Source organism: Bradyrhizobium sp. 33ap4 (assembly GCF_032654765.1).
GTDB lineage: Bacteria > Pseudomonadota > Alphaproteobacteria > Rhizobiales > Xanthobacteraceae > Bradyrhizobium > Bradyrhizobium australafricanum.
Genome location: NZ_JAUMTJ010000031.1, coordinates 68,261 through 84,519, shown reverse-complemented (window position 1 = coordinate 84,519; position 16,259 = coordinate 68,261). Strand labels below are relative to the sequence as shown.

Annotated in this window: 17 protein-coding genes; 6 read left to right on the top strand and 11 right to left on the bottom strand. The window is 65.7% G+C overall.

Features of this window, described 5'->3' with window-relative positions:
- Nucleotides 1-123: 123 nt before the first annotated feature.
- A complete protein-coding gene (locus tag Q2M23_RS23775; protein WP_057018573.1) occupies nucleotides 124-1,209 on the top strand; it encodes a 3-deoxy-7-phosphoheptulonate synthase in 1,086 nt (361 codons plus the stop codon).
- A 66-nt stretch (nucleotides 1,210-1,275) separates the two neighbouring features.
- Here Q2M23_RS23775 and Q2M23_RS23770 read toward each other — a convergent pair whose 3' ends face one another.
- The 4 genes from Q2M23_RS23770 to epmA are packed head-to-tail and all read right to left on the bottom strand — an operon-like array spanning nucleotide 1,276 to nucleotide 3,925.
- Nucleotides 1,276-1,542, bottom strand: coding sequence for a hypothetical protein (locus Q2M23_RS23770; protein ID WP_050384296.1), 267 nt, complete (start codon nucleotides 1,540-1,542; stop codon nucleotides 1,276-1,278).
- A gap of 22 nt (nucleotides 1,543-1,564) precedes the next feature.
- Entirely contained in the window at nucleotides 1,565-1,816 is a 252-nt protein-coding gene (locus Q2M23_RS23765; protein ID WP_316397223.1) for a hypothetical protein, read from the bottom strand.
- Nucleotides 1,785-2,876 carry a lysine-2,3-aminomutase-like protein gene (locus Q2M23_RS23760; RefSeq protein WP_316397222.1) on the bottom strand — a complete coding sequence of 364 codons (1,092 nt, stop codon included), beginning with the start codon at nucleotides 2,874-2,876 and terminating at the stop codon, nucleotides 1,785-1,787. The genes Q2M23_RS23765 and Q2M23_RS23760 overlap by 32 nt, the downstream gene beginning before the upstream one ends.
- A complete protein-coding gene (gene epmA / locus Q2M23_RS23755; protein ID WP_057018575.1) occupies nucleotides 2,873-3,925 on the bottom strand; it encodes an EF-P lysine aminoacylase EpmA in 1,053 nt (350 codons plus the stop codon). The genes Q2M23_RS23760 and epmA overlap by 4 nt, the downstream gene beginning before the upstream one ends.
- 416 nt (nucleotides 3,926-4,341) lie before the next feature.
- Here epmA and efp point away from each other — a divergent pair, with 416 nt between their 5' ends.
- The 3 genes from efp (at nucleotide 4,342) to Q2M23_RS23740 (ending at nucleotide 7,391) form a co-directional block, all read left to right on the top strand.
- Nucleotides 4,342-4,908 carry an elongation factor P gene (gene efp / locus Q2M23_RS23750; RefSeq protein ID WP_016844580.1) on the top strand — a complete coding sequence of 189 codons (567 nt, stop codon included), beginning with the start codon at nucleotides 4,342-4,344 and terminating at the stop codon, nucleotides 4,906-4,908.
- 128 nt (nucleotides 4,909-5,036) lie between these two features.
- Nucleotides 5,037-6,641 (top strand): M23 family peptidase, encoded by a 1,605-nt coding sequence (locus Q2M23_RS23745; RefSeq protein ID WP_316397221.1) that lies wholly within the window; start codon nucleotides 5,037-5,039, stop codon nucleotides 6,639-6,641.
- 327 nt (nucleotides 6,642-6,968) lie between these two features.
- Complete coding sequence (locus Q2M23_RS23740; RefSeq protein ID WP_316397220.1) at nucleotides 6,969-7,391, top strand: DUF805 domain-containing protein; 423 nt, start codon at nucleotides 6,969-6,971, stop codon at nucleotides 7,389-7,391.
- A 21-nt stretch (nucleotides 7,392-7,412) separates the two neighbouring features.
- Here the strand turns inward: Q2M23_RS23740 and Q2M23_RS23735 are convergent, their stop codons facing one another.
- The 3 genes from Q2M23_RS23735 to Q2M23_RS23725 form a co-directional block, all read right to left on the bottom strand.
- Nucleotides 7,413-8,306 (bottom strand): dihydrodipicolinate synthase family protein, encoded by an 894-nt coding sequence (locus Q2M23_RS23735; protein WP_316397219.1) that lies wholly within the window; start codon nucleotides 8,304-8,306, stop codon nucleotides 7,413-7,415.
- A gap of 147 nt (nucleotides 8,307-8,453) precedes the next feature.
- On the bottom strand, nucleotides 8,454-8,960 hold the full coding sequence (locus tag Q2M23_RS23730; protein ID WP_057018578.1) for a cupin domain-containing protein: 507 nt from the start codon (nucleotides 8,958-8,960) through the stop codon (nucleotides 8,454-8,456).
- A 41-nt stretch (nucleotides 8,961-9,001) separates the two neighbouring features.
- Nucleotides 9,002-9,481 carry a carboxymuconolactone decarboxylase family protein gene (locus Q2M23_RS23725; protein WP_057018579.1) on the bottom strand — a complete coding sequence of 160 codons (480 nt, stop codon included), beginning with the start codon at nucleotides 9,479-9,481 and terminating at the stop codon, nucleotides 9,002-9,004.
- Nucleotides 9,482-9,576: 95 nt separating this feature from the next.
- On the opposite strand from Q2M23_RS23725, the gene Q2M23_RS23720 reads away from it, so the two are divergent.
- Both Q2M23_RS23720 and Q2M23_RS23715 read left to right on the top strand, forming a co-directional pair.
- A complete protein-coding gene (locus tag Q2M23_RS23720; protein WP_316397218.1) occupies nucleotides 9,577-10,152 on the top strand; it encodes a MarR family winged helix-turn-helix transcriptional regulator in 576 nt (191 codons plus the stop codon).
- 55 nt (nucleotides 10,153-10,207) lie between these two features.
- The gene (locus Q2M23_RS23715; protein WP_316397217.1) at nucleotides 10,208-11,443 is read left to right on the top strand and encodes a lytic murein transglycosylase; all 1,236 of its coding nucleotides are present in this window, start codon (nucleotides 10,208-10,210) and stop codon (nucleotides 11,441-11,443) included.
- Between the two features lie 98 nt (nucleotides 11,444-11,541).
- On the opposite strand, the gene Q2M23_RS23710 is transcribed toward Q2M23_RS23715, so the two are convergent.
- From Q2M23_RS23710 to glpX, 4 genes are all read right to left on the bottom strand, one after another.
- A complete protein-coding gene (locus Q2M23_RS23710) occupies nucleotides 11,542-12,360 on the bottom strand; it encodes a glucose 1-dehydrogenase (RefSeq protein ID WP_316397216.1) in 819 nt (272 codons plus the stop codon).
- 18 nt (nucleotides 12,361-12,378) lie between these two features.
- Nucleotides 12,379-14,220 carry a single-stranded-DNA-specific exonuclease RecJ gene (recJ, locus tag Q2M23_RS23705; protein WP_316397215.1) on the bottom strand — a complete coding sequence of 614 codons (1,842 nt, stop codon included), beginning with the start codon at nucleotides 14,218-14,220 and terminating at the stop codon, nucleotides 12,379-12,381.
- 153 nt (nucleotides 14,221-14,373) lie between these two features.
- Nucleotides 14,374-15,093 carry a haloacid dehalogenase type II gene (locus Q2M23_RS23700; RefSeq protein WP_057018584.1) on the bottom strand — a complete coding sequence of 240 codons (720 nt, stop codon included), beginning with the start codon at nucleotides 15,091-15,093 and terminating at the stop codon, nucleotides 14,374-14,376.
- 127 nt (nucleotides 15,094-15,220) lie between these two features.
- The gene (glpX, locus tag Q2M23_RS23695) at nucleotides 15,221-16,219 is read right to left on the bottom strand and encodes a class II fructose-bisphosphatase (protein WP_050420275.1); all 999 of its coding nucleotides are present in this window, start codon (nucleotides 16,217-16,219) and stop codon (nucleotides 15,221-15,223) included.
- Nucleotides 16,220-16,259 lie beyond the last annotated feature (40 nt).

The following is a 16,259-nucleotide window of genomic DNA, read 5'->3' as shown; positions in this document are numbered from 1 at the left end:
AGCTCGCTGGCGGCAGGAGGATCGCGCTCAATCTGAAGAATTGCAGCAAACGTCCAAAACAAGCCGCCAGACCTGGCGGCTTTTTTGTGTGCCGGCAGGTCCCGAAATCCAAAGGAGCCAGCCGTGTTGAGTACGACAGACGATCTTCGCATCAAGGAATTGAAAGAGCTCAGTACGCCCGAGGAGGTGATGCGGGAGGTCCCGCGCACCCTGACGGCGACCCGAGTGGTGATGGGCGCCCGCAACGCCGTCCACGCGATCCTGAACGGCACCGATGACCGCCTGCTGGTCGTCGTCGGCCCCTGCTCCATCCACGATCCCGCGGCGGCCGTCGATTACGCCGAGCGCCTCGCCAGCCTGCGCGAACAGCTCGCCGACCGCCTCGAGATCGTGATGCGGGTCTATTTCGAGAAGCCGCGCACCACCGTCGGCTGGAAGGGGCTGATCAACGATCCCGATCTCGACGGCAGCTTCGACATCAACAAGGGCCTGCGGCTCGCCCGCAACGTGCTGTCGGCGGTGAACAATCTCGGCCTGCCGGCCGGCACCGAATTCCTCGACATGACGACGCCGCAATACATCGCCGATCTGGTTTCCTGGGCCGCGATCGGCGCGCGCACCACCGAGAGCCAGATCCATCGCGAGCTGGCTTCCGGCCTGTCCTGCCCCGTCGGCTTCAAGAACAGCACCGACGGCGGCGTGCGGATCGCGGCGGACGCGGTGAAGTCGGCCTCGCACCCGCATCACTTCATGGCGGTCACCAAGGGCGGCCGTTCAGCGATCGCCGCGACCAGCGGCAACGAAGACTGCCACGTCATCCTGCGTGGCGGCCGGGCGCCGAACTATGATGCCGCGAGCGTCGATGCTGCCGCCGCCGAGCTCGGCCGCGCCGGTGTCGCGGCGCGGCTGATGATCGACACCAGCCACGCCAACAGCAGCAAGAAGCCGGAGAACCAGCCGGCGGTTGCCTCCGACATCGCGCGCCAGGTCGCAGGCGGCGAACAGCGCATCATCGGCGTGATGATCGAGAGCAATCTTGTCGCGGGACGCCAGGACGTCGTGCCAGGCAAGGCGCTGACCTACGGCCAGAGCATCACGGATGGCTGCATCGACCTCGGGACGACGGCTGACGTGTTGAAGCAGCTGGCCGATGCCGTCGACGCAAGGCGCAGCGTGCGGCGTGACGGCCTGCAGGAGCGTTCGGCCTGACGCGGCCGAACGGATTGAGCGTTGCCGGCGGGGCGAATATCGCGCCTCGCCGGTCAGCTGCGTGGGTTAGCAACCGCGGCAGATGCTCTTGATCTTCCTGTCGAGCGCCGCGTCTTCCTTGTTGGCCTGACTGTTCGGATCGCTGATATTCTTCTCGCTGCCAACGTCGCCGCGGCGCGGCTGACGATGTCCGATCGGCGCCTCCGGGACCGTGCCGCCCTTCTGCATGGAGGACGATCCGCCCTGTTGCTGCGCCCAGGCTTGGGAGATGCCAAGCTGGGGCGCTCCGGCCGCAACCATCATCAGAGCCATCAACAAAACTGTCTTCCGCATCTCGCGTCTCCGCTTCTCAACCCTATCGCGCCCGTTCCGGCACCTCGACGGTAGCACAGTTGCGTCGCCCCTGCGCTGCGCAATCCTGTACCTTCCGTATATCGGCCATCGTGCCAAGGAGCCAGATTCCCGCGGCGACCAGCACCACAAAGAAGCCGAACATCACAGCATTTTCGATGCTGCGGTTGCCCCCATCCTCGGGCGGCTCCTGCCGTCCGTCCCCGGCCCCGCTCATCGCCGCCTCAGGATTGCGGCGGGTAAAGATGAACGTCACCACAATAATCGACGATACGGTAGCGCCGTTCCATCGGATCTTCACGTTCGCGGGAAGCCGGCTGCGACAAATAGCTCGGGCCGATCGGCGCTTTGCCGTGGCCGCCGGGGATGTCGAGCACATAATCCGGCTGACAAAGTCCGGACACACGCCCGCGCAACGCCCGCATCAGTTCCTGCCCGGCTTCGATCGTGGTGCGCAAATGCGCTGTGCCGGGCGCAAGGTCGCCGTGATGCAGATAATAGGGCTTGATCCGGCACTCGACGAAGCCGCGCATCAGCGCCTCGAGCGTCGCAGCATCATCATTGACGCCGCGCAGCAGGACGGACTGGCTTACCAAGGGAATGCCGGCGTCTGCAAGGCGCGCGCACGCTGCGCGGGCATTGTTGCTCAGCTCACGCGGATGGTTGGCATGGATCGCAATCCAGGTCGTCGCGCCTTCGACCCGCAGTGCCGCGATCATCTCGGGATTGATACGGCCCGGATCGGCGATCGGAACACGGGTGTGGAGGCGAACGATCTTCACATGATCGATGTCGGCGAGATCGGCCATGGTCTCGGTCAGCCTGCGCGGCGACAGCATCAAGGGATCGCCGCCGGTCAGGATGACTTCCCAGATCTCCGGATGGCTGCGGATGTAATCCAGCGCCGCACGGTAGGCGTCATCGGACAAGGCCGAGGCCTTTCCCGGCCCGACCATTTCGCGCCGGAAACAGAACCGGCAATACACCGCGCAGACATGGACGAGCTTGAACAACACCCGATCGGGATAGCGATGCACGATTCCGGCGACCGGCGAATGCGCATCGTCGCCGATCGGATCGGCGTTCTCGCCCGGCTGCTCGACGAGTTCGTCGGCGCTCGGGATGAACTGCCGCGCGATCGGGTCGGCGGGATCGGCCGAATCAATCAGCGCGGCGAGCTCCGGCGTCACCGCGACCGCGTAGCGCGCAGCGACCCGCTCGAGCCCGGCCAGTGCTGCGACCGGCGCGAGCCCGGCATCGACCAGCTCGCGCGGCTGTCGCAGCGTCGCCGCCAGTTTTGGATCGATCCTGTTCATGTCTCTCCCGCAGGCGGCGTCCAGACCACCTGATCAATTCGTGGCGCGCCGCTCGCGAGCATCACCAGCCGGTCGAAGCCGAGCGCGACGCCGCTGGCTTCCGGCATCTGGCCGACCGCGGCAAGGAAATCGTCGTCGAGCGGATAGCGCTCGCCATAACGGCGGGCCTTCTCGTCCATCGCTGCGGTGAAACGATGGCGCTGCTCGGCCGCGTCGGTCAGCTCGCCGAAGCCGTTGGCGAGCTCGACGCCGCAGGCATAGACCTCGAAACGCTCGGCGACGCGCTGATCGCCGGCCTTGGTGCGCGCCAGCGCGGCCTCTGGCGACGGATATTCGAACAGCACCGTCAGACGGCCCTGTCCCAGATGAGGCTCGATATGCTCGACCAGCACCTTGCTGAAGATATCGGACCAGGTGTCGTCATCTGCAACCCGCACCCGCGCTGCTGCAGCCGACGCCAGCGCTTCGCGGTCGCCTTCGCCGCCTGAGATCGTCGCCAACAGATCGATGCCGGCGAAGCGCTCGAAACCTGCCGCGACCGTTAACAACTCCGGCTCCGCAAACGGATCGGCCGTCCTGCCGCGGAATGAAAACCGGCCGATCCCGGTCGCCTGAGCCGCATGGGCGATCACCACGATCGTGTCGGCCATGATGGCGTCATAGCCGGCATTGGCGCGGTACCATTCCAGCATCGTGAATTCGGGCAGATGCAGGTCGCCGCGCTCGCGGTCGCGGAACACCCGCGCGAACTCGTAGATCTTCGGCTCGCCGGCCGCGAGCAGCTTCTTGCAGGCGAACTCCGGCGAGGTGCGCAGATAGCGGGGCGCATGTGAGCCATCGGCCTGCCTGAGCTCGGTGCGAGGAGCGTGCAGATGGGTCTCGTTGCCCGGCGAGATCTGCAGGATCGCGGTCTCGACCTCGGCAAATCCCTGCTCCTCGAACCAGGCGCGCAGCGCTCGCGTGATCGCCGTCCGCGCCTGCAGGAACGGCCTGCGGTCGGCATAGCGCTGCGGCATCCACCAGGGCGACGGCCGGTCATGAGCTGTCATCGCCAGAGCATCCTCACGGATTCAACATCAACGAGCCGCCATCCGCACTCAAGAGTCCCGCGCAACCGATTGATTCCACACAAATTCATAAGCCTACACAGCCCGAGCCTCCGCGGAACGCAGCGAGGCTGATCCCTTCTTGTCGAAAGACGCGCACCTTGTCCATGCGCGCGCGTGGCTGAACCTGAACCACGGCTCGCGCGTCCCATCCGCAGTTTCGCTGAAACGGATGAGCCCATGGCCGAAAAATAGGGCCGATCGGGACGGCCGGGACGGTTGGCAACCTTGCGAATTCGGCCGCAAAAGACTGGCATCTCAGGGACAAATCAGTATGTTGCAGCCCGAAATCGCCGCCATGGCCGAGGGGCTGCCGATCCGGTTGGCGCCCTTAGGCTCTCAAATTCAGGAAAACACCTTTGAAAGTCATCGCCAGTTCCATCCGCAAGGGCAACGTCATCGAGCAGGACGGCAAGCTCTATGTGGTCCTGTCCGCCGAGAACATCCATCCCGGCAAGGGCACCCCGGTCAGCCAGATCGAAATGCGCCGCATCGGCGACGGCGTGAAGGTCTCGGAGCGCTACAAGACCACCGACCAGGTCGAGAAGGCCACCGTCGAGGACCACAACTACAACTACCTCTATGAAGATGGCGACGGCTTCCACTTCATGAACAACGACAACTACGACCAGGTCCAGGTCTCCAAGGAGATCGTCGGCTCGTCCGCGCCGTATCTGCAGGAGAACATGACCGTGAAGCTCTCGATGCACGAGGGCAACCCGGTCGCGATCCAGCTGCCGCAGCGCGTGACGCTGGAAGTGGTCGAGACCGAGCCCGTGACCAAGGGCCAGACCGCCTCCTCGTCCTACAAGCCGGCCATGCTGTCCAACGGCCTGCGCACCGGCGTGCCGCCGCACATCACCACGGGCACGCGCATCGTGGTCATGACCGAAGACGGTTCCTACGTCGAACGCGCCAAGGACTGAGCGCTTGAGGCGCGGTGGGATTTGAAATGAATCGTCACCGCGCCTCAACTTGTTGGTTAAGCATCAACTTTAGCGAAAACCGCTACACACTTTTCCGGAACTTGCTTTAGTCTTACGGGCGATCAGACATGAGCCCGGGGTGTGCAGTGAACAGGAAGGTGGTCAGCTTCGTCAGTTGCTGGCTGGCAGCCCTGCTCTCGCCTCTTCCCGGCGCCCATGCCGACGAATTCCGAACGCCATCGATCTCGGCCATGCGGGTCGAATGGCGCGCCGTGCTCGACCAGCTGCGGCAGGAGATCGGCAGCCGCCCGGCCATCGCCGCCGGCTTCACTTTCGCAGGCCAGCGCCGCGTGCCCGCCACCGATCCGCGGGCGACGCCTGCGCTGGTGCAGTTGAACGCGGTGACAGCGCCGCTGTTTCCCGGCATTGCGCAGAGCCCGATCCCGGTGCTGCTGCCGCTCGACCCCGCAAGCTATCTCGAAGCGCGGCAAAACGGTGCGCCGGACAGCCTGTCGATCGCGCGCTACCAGGCCGACTTCCACGCGGTCGATTTCTTCCATGCCGGTGCATCGGGCTACGATGCCGTGTTCTCGCTCGACCCCGGCGCCGGCGACGGCCTGCCGCCGCGGACATTTGCAAAGCCGGTCGAGGTGCAGATTTCCGGCTCGATCCTCGTCTACGACCTCGCCGACCGGCTCGGCGGCAAGGGCGAGCCGGTCAAGACGCTGGCCGCGCAGTTTCCGGACCTGCGCCGCTTCATTCGCGAGGGCTATGTCCGCTACGCCTTCACCCGCTTCGGAATTCCCTATGTCGTCTCGATCCAGTGCCTCGACAGCGCGCCGCGGCCGAAGCGGCTGGCCTGCCGCGAGGCCTATCCGGTCGCCGAGCGCTTTCTGAAGGCCCTGCGCATCGCCGGCGGCCAGCCGTCACGGCCGCGCAGCGACGTCGCCTCCGATATCGCCGAGCGGCCGGCCGTGCAATCCGCCGACTTCACCTACCACCCGAGCGGCGACATCGTCGCGGGCAGCGGCGGCCGCAGGCAACAAGGCGGCCACGCCGACTTCACCGTCTATTCGCAGATCCGCTTTCCGCTCGAGAAGGCGCCGGCCTTCGCCCACTCGCAATCCTTCGCCAAGCGCAAGCCCGGCGCGGTCATCGACACGTATCCCTGGCAAGACAATTTCTGCGAGGCGCGCAGCTTCGAGGTCGGCCAATGCGCCAGCGGCTACGGCCATCAGGGCCAGGACATCCGCCCCGGCGCATGTCCGGCCGACGGCAAGGATGGCTGCGACCCCAAGCAGCAGGCGGTCGTTGCAGTGCGCGACAGTATCGTGATCCGCTCGGCGCAGCAGCAGGCCGCGACGTTGCAGGTCAACACCCGCACCGAGCATGTCCGCTTCCGCTACATGCACATGAACCCGTCAGTGATGGATGCCGACGGCCTGCTCAACGGGCGCCGCGTCAGCGAGGGCGAAAAGATCGGCGTGGTCTCGAACTATCTCGACCACCCCAACGGCACATCGCGGCATCTGCATTTCGACGTCCAGCTGTTCACGCGCGACGGCTGGCTGTGGGTCAATCCCTACACCACGCTGGTGTCGGCCTATGAGCGGCTGATCCGCGGCCGCGGCCGCGAGATCGGACCGGAGCCCGGGCTTGCAGCCGCCGTGGCCCATGCCCTGCCCGACGACGTCGTGCATCGCATCGACACCCAGGAAGGCGGCGGCAATTAGAGCGTTGTCGAGCGAAGGGGACACCGGTTCGGAGCGCACTGCCAAAATATCGAAAACAACCCCATGCAAAGTAGCCGGCGGCTGCTGTCGTTCGACACGACAACTTGAACGTCGGGCAAATCAGCGGCATTATTCCATTATTCCGAAATTGTGCAAACGCCCACCGCAGGTTCCATCCGGAATCGCATCGATGCGCGCCATGTCGCGGCGACAATTGCCAGCTTGAATGATCATGATGGAAGCAGCAATCCGCGGGAACCTGTCCCGCTTTGACCGTCGGATGCAAGTCTCTATCAGATGCCCATTCAGGCTGGACCACAACCAAGCATGCTCTCGACCTTCAGCTGGTTCTTTCTTTCGGTGAAAGGCCGCATCAGCCGGCAGGAATTCGGCCTGGGATTTTTCGGCCTCGTGCTGGTCGACATGTTCATCATTCGCATCGGCGTAAGGCTCGACCCCGGTCCGCGGTATTATGACAGCAGCCCGCCCGCCGACGACCTATCCGTCCTGCGCTTGCTGCTCATGCTGTCACTGTGGCCGTTCGCCGCGATCCTGGTGAAGCGGCTGCACGACCTCAACGTCTCGGGCTGGTGGGCGCTGACGATCCTCGCCGTTCCCCACCTCGCCGCCGCGCTGCACGTCAAATACTGGATCCCCTATCTGGCGCTCGTTGCAACGCTGAGCGTGCTGCCGGGATCGAAGGGTGACAACCGGTTCGGCCGCGACCCGCTAGCGCGCGCCGGCATCTAGCGCCCTCCGCCGTGGTTGCGATCAGTCGATCTCCATCGCCGCCAACGTCTCCTTGACCCGCCTCTGAGCGTCCGCGGGCAGCGGCAATATCGGACGTGGAGGCTCGGCCGTGCAGACCCCTCTGAGATCGGCAAGTGCGTAGACGACACGCAGACTGGAATATGTCCTGAACAGATCCCAAATCGGCTGCAGACGCGCGTTGAGCTGTCGCGCCCGGGCCGCATCGCCGCTCGTCGCGGCGCGCACGATGTCCACGCAGACCTTCGGGAAGATTCCTGCGAGAACGCTGTACCAGGTGTCTCCGCCCGCCAGCAGCGCCTCGGTGCAATTCCAGTCGGCGCTGTATCCCAACGCAACGCTGTCCGGAACCACAGCCCGCAATTCCCCGAGATGGCCCGCCACGGTCGAAGCATCCAGCGCCGGACTTTTCACCGCGACGATTCCCTCGATCCGGCTCAGACGGCCGATGAGAGCCGGCGTGAATTGAAAATGAGTCGTTCCGGGATTGTCATAGATGCAGATCGGCAACCCGCTCTCGCGGGCCACGGTTTGGAAGTGCTCAAAGACCTCGTCATCGGTCAGCGGCGTATAGGAAACCGCTGCCAACAGGCCCGCCGTCGCGCCGGCATCACGCGCATCTTGAGCCAGCCGCACCGCATCGTCGGTGCGCAGTGCGCCGATGCCAACCAGTATTGGTGTGTTGCCGTCCGCCAAGGCGGTCGCCGCCTGCACGGCGCGCCGCCGCTCATCGCGGCTGAAATACGGATATGAGCCGGTGCTTCCGAGCAGCCCGACCGAATCCACCTTCGCCGCAATCAAGGGGTCGAGCAAGGCGCGGAGCGCACCCACGTCAACCCGCCCATCCCGGTTCGAAGGCGTTATCGGGAAGGCAGAGAGCCCCTTCAGGCTGATCATCGATTTGTCCCTCGTCGGCAACCGTCGCCGCAACGTGTCGTGCAATCAATCGACACGCCCCGTTGCGCGCAAGGTCCAGTTTCACGCGAACTGGGCACCAAACTGGTCCAGTGCGCACGTCTTGCAGAACTAGCGCCCAACCGATCGCTATTCGAGCATCGTGGTCAGCTGCGCGCCCTCATCCGCCACGAACACCGCGATCAGCTCCGCCGGCTCCGTGGTGCTCGCATTGGCCGAGACCATGTGGGTCGAGCCCGGCGGCTCGAAGAAGGACTGGCCGACCTTGAAGGTCTCGACCGGCCCGCCACCGAGCTGGGAGCGGATTTCTCCCTTGGTGATGTAGGCCGTCACCGAACCGGAATGGCGGTGCGGCGGCGTGAAGCCACCGGGACCATAGAACACGCGCACCACCGTGACACGCTTGCCCGCCACGTTGGGCAGCGCATGCGAGCTGATGACCTCGACCTTGTCGAGCGGCGACGCCGCATTGGCGCTGGCGCACAGCGGAGCGATGACGGAGGAGATCGCGTCCATCGGGGTCGGCAGTGCCTTCCCGATCACGAAGGCGGAGACCAGTCCCGCGATCACGGCCAGCATGACCGGCCGCGGCGGCCGCGCGAATGGAAGGGATGGTGTCATCGCCATCGAGGTCATTGTTTTTCTCCCTGTCGGTTGCCGTTTGATCCGTCTCGACGTTACGAAGCCGCCGCGTCCGCGCGCTGCCGGCGCGGCGGCGGCGTCCAGCGATAGGCCGCGCCGAACCGGTTCCAGACATTGATCGATGCGATCGCCGAGGTCAGATAAGTCAGCTCCTGCTCGGAAAATTCGGTGGTGGCCTGCGCATAGACCTCGTCGCTGACGCCGTTCGGCAGGGTCGTCAACGCTTCGGTCCAGGCCAGCGCGGCGCGCTCGCGCGGCGTGAACTGCGGCGCCTCGCGCCACACCACGACGAGGTTCAGCTTGTCGGCGGGCACGCCGAGGCTCTCGCCCTGCAGGATGTGATACTGCACGCAGAACGCACAGCCGTTGATCTGCGAGGCGCGCAGCTTGACGAGTTCGAGCAGCTGCTTGTCGAGGCCGGCCTTCGCCGCGAACTGGCCGAGTGCGCGCACCGCGGCGAAGACGTCGGGCGCGAGCTTCTCGAAGTCGGTGTATTCCTTGCGGGCATGTGACATTGGTCCGGCCTCATGTTATCAGTGTACTGAGATGTTATCAGAGCTCTGATATCATCGGCAAGATGCGGGCATCGGCCAAGGCGACAGCAGGCGACATGGCGGCAATGCAGAAACGAGGCAAATTCGGCACCGCCGAACGGCGTCCAGTCGGAAAAGCCGCCGGCCGAAGGGCCGCAGCGAATGCGGGATCGAGCGCTGGCGACGTCGTGTTCGCCCCTTCCGTTCCGGCGCCGGGCGAAGGCAAGCGCGGCGAGCAGGGCTATCTCGCCTATCTGCTGCGTCAGGCCCACGCGGCCTCGCGGCTGTCGATGGAGCGCCAACTGGGACGGCTCGGCGTCACCTCGCCGCAATTCGTCGTGCTGACGATGCTGAAGGCCTATCCGGGGCTCTCAGGCGCCGATCTGGCTCGCGTCGCGCTGCTGACGCCGCAGACCGTCAGCGTGATCATCCACAACCTCGAGCGCGACGGCGCGATCGGCAAGACGCCGCACCCCGTCCACGGCCGCGTGTTGCAATGGACCCTGACCGGCCACGGAACCGCGCTGCTGGAGAAATGCCGGCAGATCGCCCAGGCCCAGGAGCGGCGGCTCGCCGCTAGCCTCGACGCGAGGTCGGAGCAAATTGTCCGGCAATGGCTGTCAAAAATCGCCACAGATTTGCAAGATACATAGCTCCTGCGGCGGCGTGGCTTTTGGCTCACCCGATCGGCGCCGCTACACTGGCCCGATGAAACAGCCTGATTCTCCGAAATCCCCTGCCCGCCGCGCCGTCCTGAAGGCCGGGCTCGCGGCCGGCGTGGTGCTCGTCAATCCGCTCGGCGCGCTCGCCGCCGCCCCTCCGGGCTTCGACCAGTGGCGCGACAATTTTCGCGCTCGCGCGCTCGCCAAGGGCATTTCGGAGGAGACCTGGAATCGCTGCATGGGCCGGATCGAGCCCGACATGAGCGTGTTCAGGCAGATGCGCAACCAGCCTGAATTCCACGAGCAGATCTGGCAGTACATCAACCGCCGCGTCTCCGACTGGCGGGTCATTCACGGCAAGGAGGCGCTGAAGAAGAACGAGGCGCTGTTCGGCCGGATCGAACGCGATTTCGGCGTCGAGCGCGGCACGCTGCTCGCGCTGTGGGGCGTCGAGTCGGCCTATGGCGATCCGCTGGTGCAGCAGAACCACATGACGCCGGTGTTTCCCTCGCTGGCGGCGCTCGCCTGGAACGAGCCGCGTCGCAAGGCCTATTGGGAGACCGAGTTGATCAACGCGATGAAGATCGTGCAGCGCGGCTGGAGCACGCCCCAGGAGATGAACGGCTCCTGGGCCGGCGCGATGGGTCATTCGCAGTGGATGCCGGAAGTCTGGCTCAATGTCGGCTTCGACTATGACGGCGACGGCAAGGTCTCGCCGTTCGGCCGGCCCGACGACGCGCTGGGCTCGACCGCGAAATATCTCGTCAACCGCGGCAAGTGGCACCGCGGCGAGCATTGGGGCTACGAGGTCCGCGCGCCCGGCGGCGGCGGCAGCGGCAGCCGCACCTATGCGGCCTGGGCCAGCGCCGGCGTCGTCAGAGCCGACGGCCAGCCGTTTCCGCAGCCGAACGCATCAGCGCAACTGTGGATCCCCGTCTCGGGCGGCCCGGCCTTCTTGCTCGGTCCGAACTTCAATTCGGTGAAGAGCTACAACCCGTCGATGAACTACGCGCTGGCGATCTGCCATCTCGGCGATCGCTGCCTCGGCGGGCCGCCCTTCATCCAACCCTTCCCGGGCTCGGAGCGCGCGCTGACGCTCGCCGAGGTGCAGGAGATGCAGACGCGGCTGACCAAGGCCGGCTTCGACACCGGCGGCACCGACGGCCGCGTCGGCAACGACACCATGAAGGCGATCAAGGATTTTCAAATCAAGACGGGCCTGTTGCCCGCCGATGGTTACGGCGGGCTCAAGGTGCTGGCGCGGTTGCGCCAAGGCGGCTAGCCATCATGCGATCCGCGTAGCCCGGGTGAGCGAAAGCGATACCCGGGGACGCATTTCCCGCATATCGCTCCGCTCATGCGGGCTACGACAGTTCGCTCCTACCGGCTCGCAGACTGCCGCACGACGCCGCCGGCATTCATGCCGCCGTCGATCACGAGCTCGCTGCCTGTGACGTAACGCGACGCGTCGGAAGCGAGATAGAGCACGCCCTGGGCGATCTCGATGGCCTGGCCGGCGCGGCCCAGCGGTGTGGCGAACCTCGCGCGCTCCTCCGGATCGATCGGCGCGTTCTGGCCGGCGCCGGTCGCGCCGGTCGGGATCTTGCCCCAGATCGGCGTGTCGATGATGCCGGGATGCACCGAGTTGACGCGGATGCCGTCGCCGATCTGCGCGCATTCCATCGCGATCGACTTGGCGAACAGCCGCACCGCGCCCTTCGTCGCGCTGTAGCCGGAGAGCGTCGCCGCGCCGCGCAGGCCGGCCAGCGACGACATCATGATGATGGAGCCGCCGCCATGCTTGCGCATCAGCGGCAGCGAGTGCTTCACCGACAGGAATACGCCGTCGATATTGATGGCGGTCTGGCGGCGCCAGTCCGCGAGCGACATCTCGACAATCGAGGGCGCTCCGATGCCGATGCCGGCATTCGAGACCATGATATCGAGGCGGCCATGGCGCTTGCCGATCTCACTGATGATTTCGATCCAGCGCTCCTCGCTGGTGACGTCCTGCGGCAAGAAGGTCACGTTCCGCCCGGCCTTGGTGAGCCGCGCGGCGAGCTCGGGTCCCCTCAACTCATCGATATCGGTCGCAATAACGGTCGCGCCTTCCTGCGCGAGCAATTCAACGATGGCCTCGCCAATGCCCGATGCGCCGCCGGTCACCAGCGCAACCTTGCCTTCAACCTGTCCTGACATGTCCTCTCCCAACGTTTCTTATCGGATCACCGTCGGGCCCTGATCCGGCACCGCGACGTCGAGGACACGGAATTGCACACGTTCGGTGCCTTGCCAACGGTCGACCGCAAGAGAGCCCGCCACGTGCAATTGCTGGCCGCGATTTTGCGTCAAGGCGCTGCCGAGCTTCTGTCCGACGGAACGGAACGCGATACCGTTGACGATGGAGCCGTCGCCGGACTTGAAACGCAGCCGCAGATGCGCCTGCCCGAGCTCGTCGGCATAGACCAGCTGATGCGACGGCAGCGCGATCACCGGCTCCGGATTGGCGCTGCCGAATGGACCCGCGCGATTGAGCGTCGCGGCGAACTCCGGCGTCACCGCGCGCGCGCTCACGGCGCCATCGATGAACAGCTCGTTCTCGTGCCGCGAATTGGCGACGTCGGCCGCCAGCGCGCTCTCCATGTAAGCGCGGAATTCGGCGAGCTTCTCCTTGCGCAGCGTGACGCCGGCCGCCATCGCGTGCCCGCCGCCCTTCATCAAAAGGCCGTCGTGCACCGCCTGCCGCACCGCCTTGCCGAGATCGACGCCGCCGATCGAGCGGCCCGATCCGGTGCCGATGCCGCCGGGCTCCAGCGCGATCGCGAACGCAGGACGCGCGAACTTCTCCTTCAGCCGCGCCGCCACAAGCCCGACCACGCCGGGATGCCAGCCTTCCGCCGCGGTGACGATGACAGCGCCCTTGTCCTCGAGCCCGAGCGAAGCCAGCGCCTCGGCCTCGGCCTGCGCCTCGGCCGCCTGCTCGATCACGCGCCGTTCGGCATTGAGGCGATCGAGCTCGGCCGCGATCCGCGCAGCTTCCGAGATATCGCCTTCGAGCAATAGCCGCACGCCGAGATCGGCGCGCCCGATCCGGCCGCCGGCATTGATGCGCGGTCCCAGCATGAAGCCGAGATGCCAGGCCTCCGGCGGGCCGTTCAGGCGCGCGACATCCATCAGCGCGGTGTGGCCGACATGGTCGCGGCGACGCATCGCGATCAGGCCCTTGGCGACGAAGGCCCGGTTGAGCCCGATCAGCGGCGCGACGTCGGCCACGGTGCCGAGCGCGACGTGATGCAGCACGCTGAGCAGGTCCGGCTCCGGCATCTCGCCGGTCCAGAAGCCGCGCTGGCGCAGTTCGCGATTCACCGCGACCAAGGTCACCAGCACGAGGCCGACCGCTGCGAGATGGCCGAGCCCGGAGAGATCGTCGGGCCGGTTCGGATTCACCAGTGCATCGACCTCGGGCAACACATCGCCGGTCTGGTGATGATCGATCACGACGACCGACATGCCGAGCTTCCTGGCTTCCGCCAGCGGCTCGATGCTGGTGGTGCCGCAATCGACCGTGACCAGCAGCGTCGCGCCCTTCGCCGCCAGCGCACGCACGGCGTCGACGTTCGGCCCGTAGCCTTCGAAAATGCGGTCGGGAATGTGGATCAGCGGGTCCAGCCCGCAGTGGCGCAGATGCCAGGTCAGCAGCGCGGCCGAGGTCGCACCGTCGACATCATAGTCGCCGAAGATCGCAACCTTCTCGCCGCGCACCGCGGCATCCGCGATGCGCTTGGCCGCGTGCTCCATCTCGGTGACCGTGTGAGGATCCGGCATCAGCTTGCGGATGGTCGGGTCGAGGAAGTCGGGAACCTCGTCGATCCCGACGTCGCGCCCCGCCAGCACGCGCGCCAGCATTTCCGGCAATTGATAGCGCTGCACGATCGCGAGCGCCCGCGCCGCCCCGCGCGCATCCAGCCGGTCGCGCCAGAGTTTTCCGGTCAGCGACCGCGTCACGCCGAGGAACGCCTGTGGCGCCTCGACGGGCAGTGCGGATGCGTGCAGCGTCATGAGCCCTTCCGAACAGAGCGTTTTCAAGCGAAGTGGGCACCGGTTCGCGTGAAGAAAACGCGTCAAACAAAAATCCGGAACATCGGTCCTGATCCAATCAGGGCCGATGCGTCCGGCAGGAATCGTAACGCTTCGATGATTTGTGGACCAGTTCTAGCAGCCCATTCGGCTGGCGATTTCCCCGAAATCCTTGGCCACGATGTCCCACTCGCCGGTGGCCTCGAAATCGTACTTCTGCAGCGGACCGTATTCGGTCGGACGCGCCACGAAGGCGGTCTTCAGGCCGAGCTTCTGCGCGTGCTTCAGGTCGTAATTGTGGGCGGCGACCATCATCACCTGCTCCGGCGGCAGACAGAGCAGCTTCGCGGCGCCGAGATAGGTTTCCGGATCGGGCTTGTAGTGCTCGAACAGTTCGGCCGACATCACGAGGTCCCAGGGCAGGCCTGCGAACTTCGCCATGTTGGTGAGCAGCGCGACGTTGCCGTTGGAGAGCGGCGAGATGATGTATTTGGTCTTCAGCCGGGTCAGGCCGGCGACGCTGTCGGGCCACCCGTGCAGGCGATGCCAGCCCAGCGTCAGATGCTGCAAATCGGCCTCACTCAGCCCCTTGATGTCGAATTGCGCGACGAGTTTTTCCAGCGAGCGGCGGTGCAATACGTCGAGGATGACGTAGCCGTTCTGCGGGTTCTTGCGCACCTCGTCCATCGAGGCCGCATAGACCGCGCGCCAGCCGTCGACCAGCGCCGTCCAATCGGCCTTGATACCGCGCGTCTCGCCCCATCTGGTGAAGTCGTTGATCAGGCTGGTGCGCCAGTCGACCACGGTCCCGAACACGTCGAACACCAGCGCCTTGACCCCGGACAGATCGGACATGCGCGTCTCCCTTGTTGTTGTTTTTGGTCCGTCGTTCCGGGGCGATGCGAAGCATCGAACCCGGAACCTCGAGATTCCGGGTTCGCGCTTCGCGCGCCCCGGAATGACGGTTGTTGTAGGCTCGTCCTCAATCCAGGTGGAATTTCTCAAGCTGCCGATGTTCGGCCTTGATGTAGCGCACGGTGCCGGTGACCGAGCGCATCACGACCGTCTCGGTCTCGATCACGTCCTTCTTGAACTTCACGCCGGTCAGCAGCGAGCCGGTGGTGACGCCGGTAGCGGCGAACAGGCAGTCGCCCTTGGCCATGTCCTCGATGCCGTAGATCATCTTCGGATCGGTGACGCCCATCTTGTGCGCGCGCTCGCGCTTCTCCTCGGTGTCGAGGATCAGGCGGCACTGCATCTGGCCGCCAATGCAGCGCAGCGCGACCGCCGCGAGCACGCCCTCGGGCGCACCGCCGGTGCCGATATACATGTCGACGCCGGTCTCATCAGGCTTGGCGCAGTGAATGACGCCGGCGACGTCGCCGTCGGTGATCAGCTGCACGGCAGCGCCGGTCGAACGCACGCTGTTGATGATGTCGGCATGGCGCGGACGATCGAGCACCAGCACGTTGATGGCGGTCGGGTCGACGCCCTTGGCCTTGGCGAGCCGGCGGACATTGTCGGCCGGCGGCGCGTCGAGTTCGATCACATTCTTGGCGTAGCCCGGGCCGATCGCGATCTTCTGCATGTAGACGTCGGGCGCGTGCAGCAGCGTGCCGCCATCGGCCATCGCCATGGTGGCGATCGAGCCCGGCATGTTCTTGGCGCACAACGTGGTGCCCTCGAGCGGGTCGACCGCGATGTCGACCTTGGGGCCGGCATTGAGGCCGACCTTCTCGCCGATGAACAGCATCGGCGCCTCGTCGCGCTCACCCTCGCCGATTACGACCGTCCCCTCGATCGGCAGCTTGTTGAGCTCGCGCCGCATCGCGTCGACCGCGGCCTTGTCGGCGGCCTTCTCCTGGCCGTGGCCACGCAGCCGCGCGGCCGACACCGCAGCGCGCTCCGTCACGCGCACGATTTCGAGCGTCAGGATGCGCTCGAGCAGCATCTGCGGCGGAACGGAAATATGGGTCGACATCGGCGTACTCCTTAAGCCTCTGGGACAGGCCAGCCTGCCC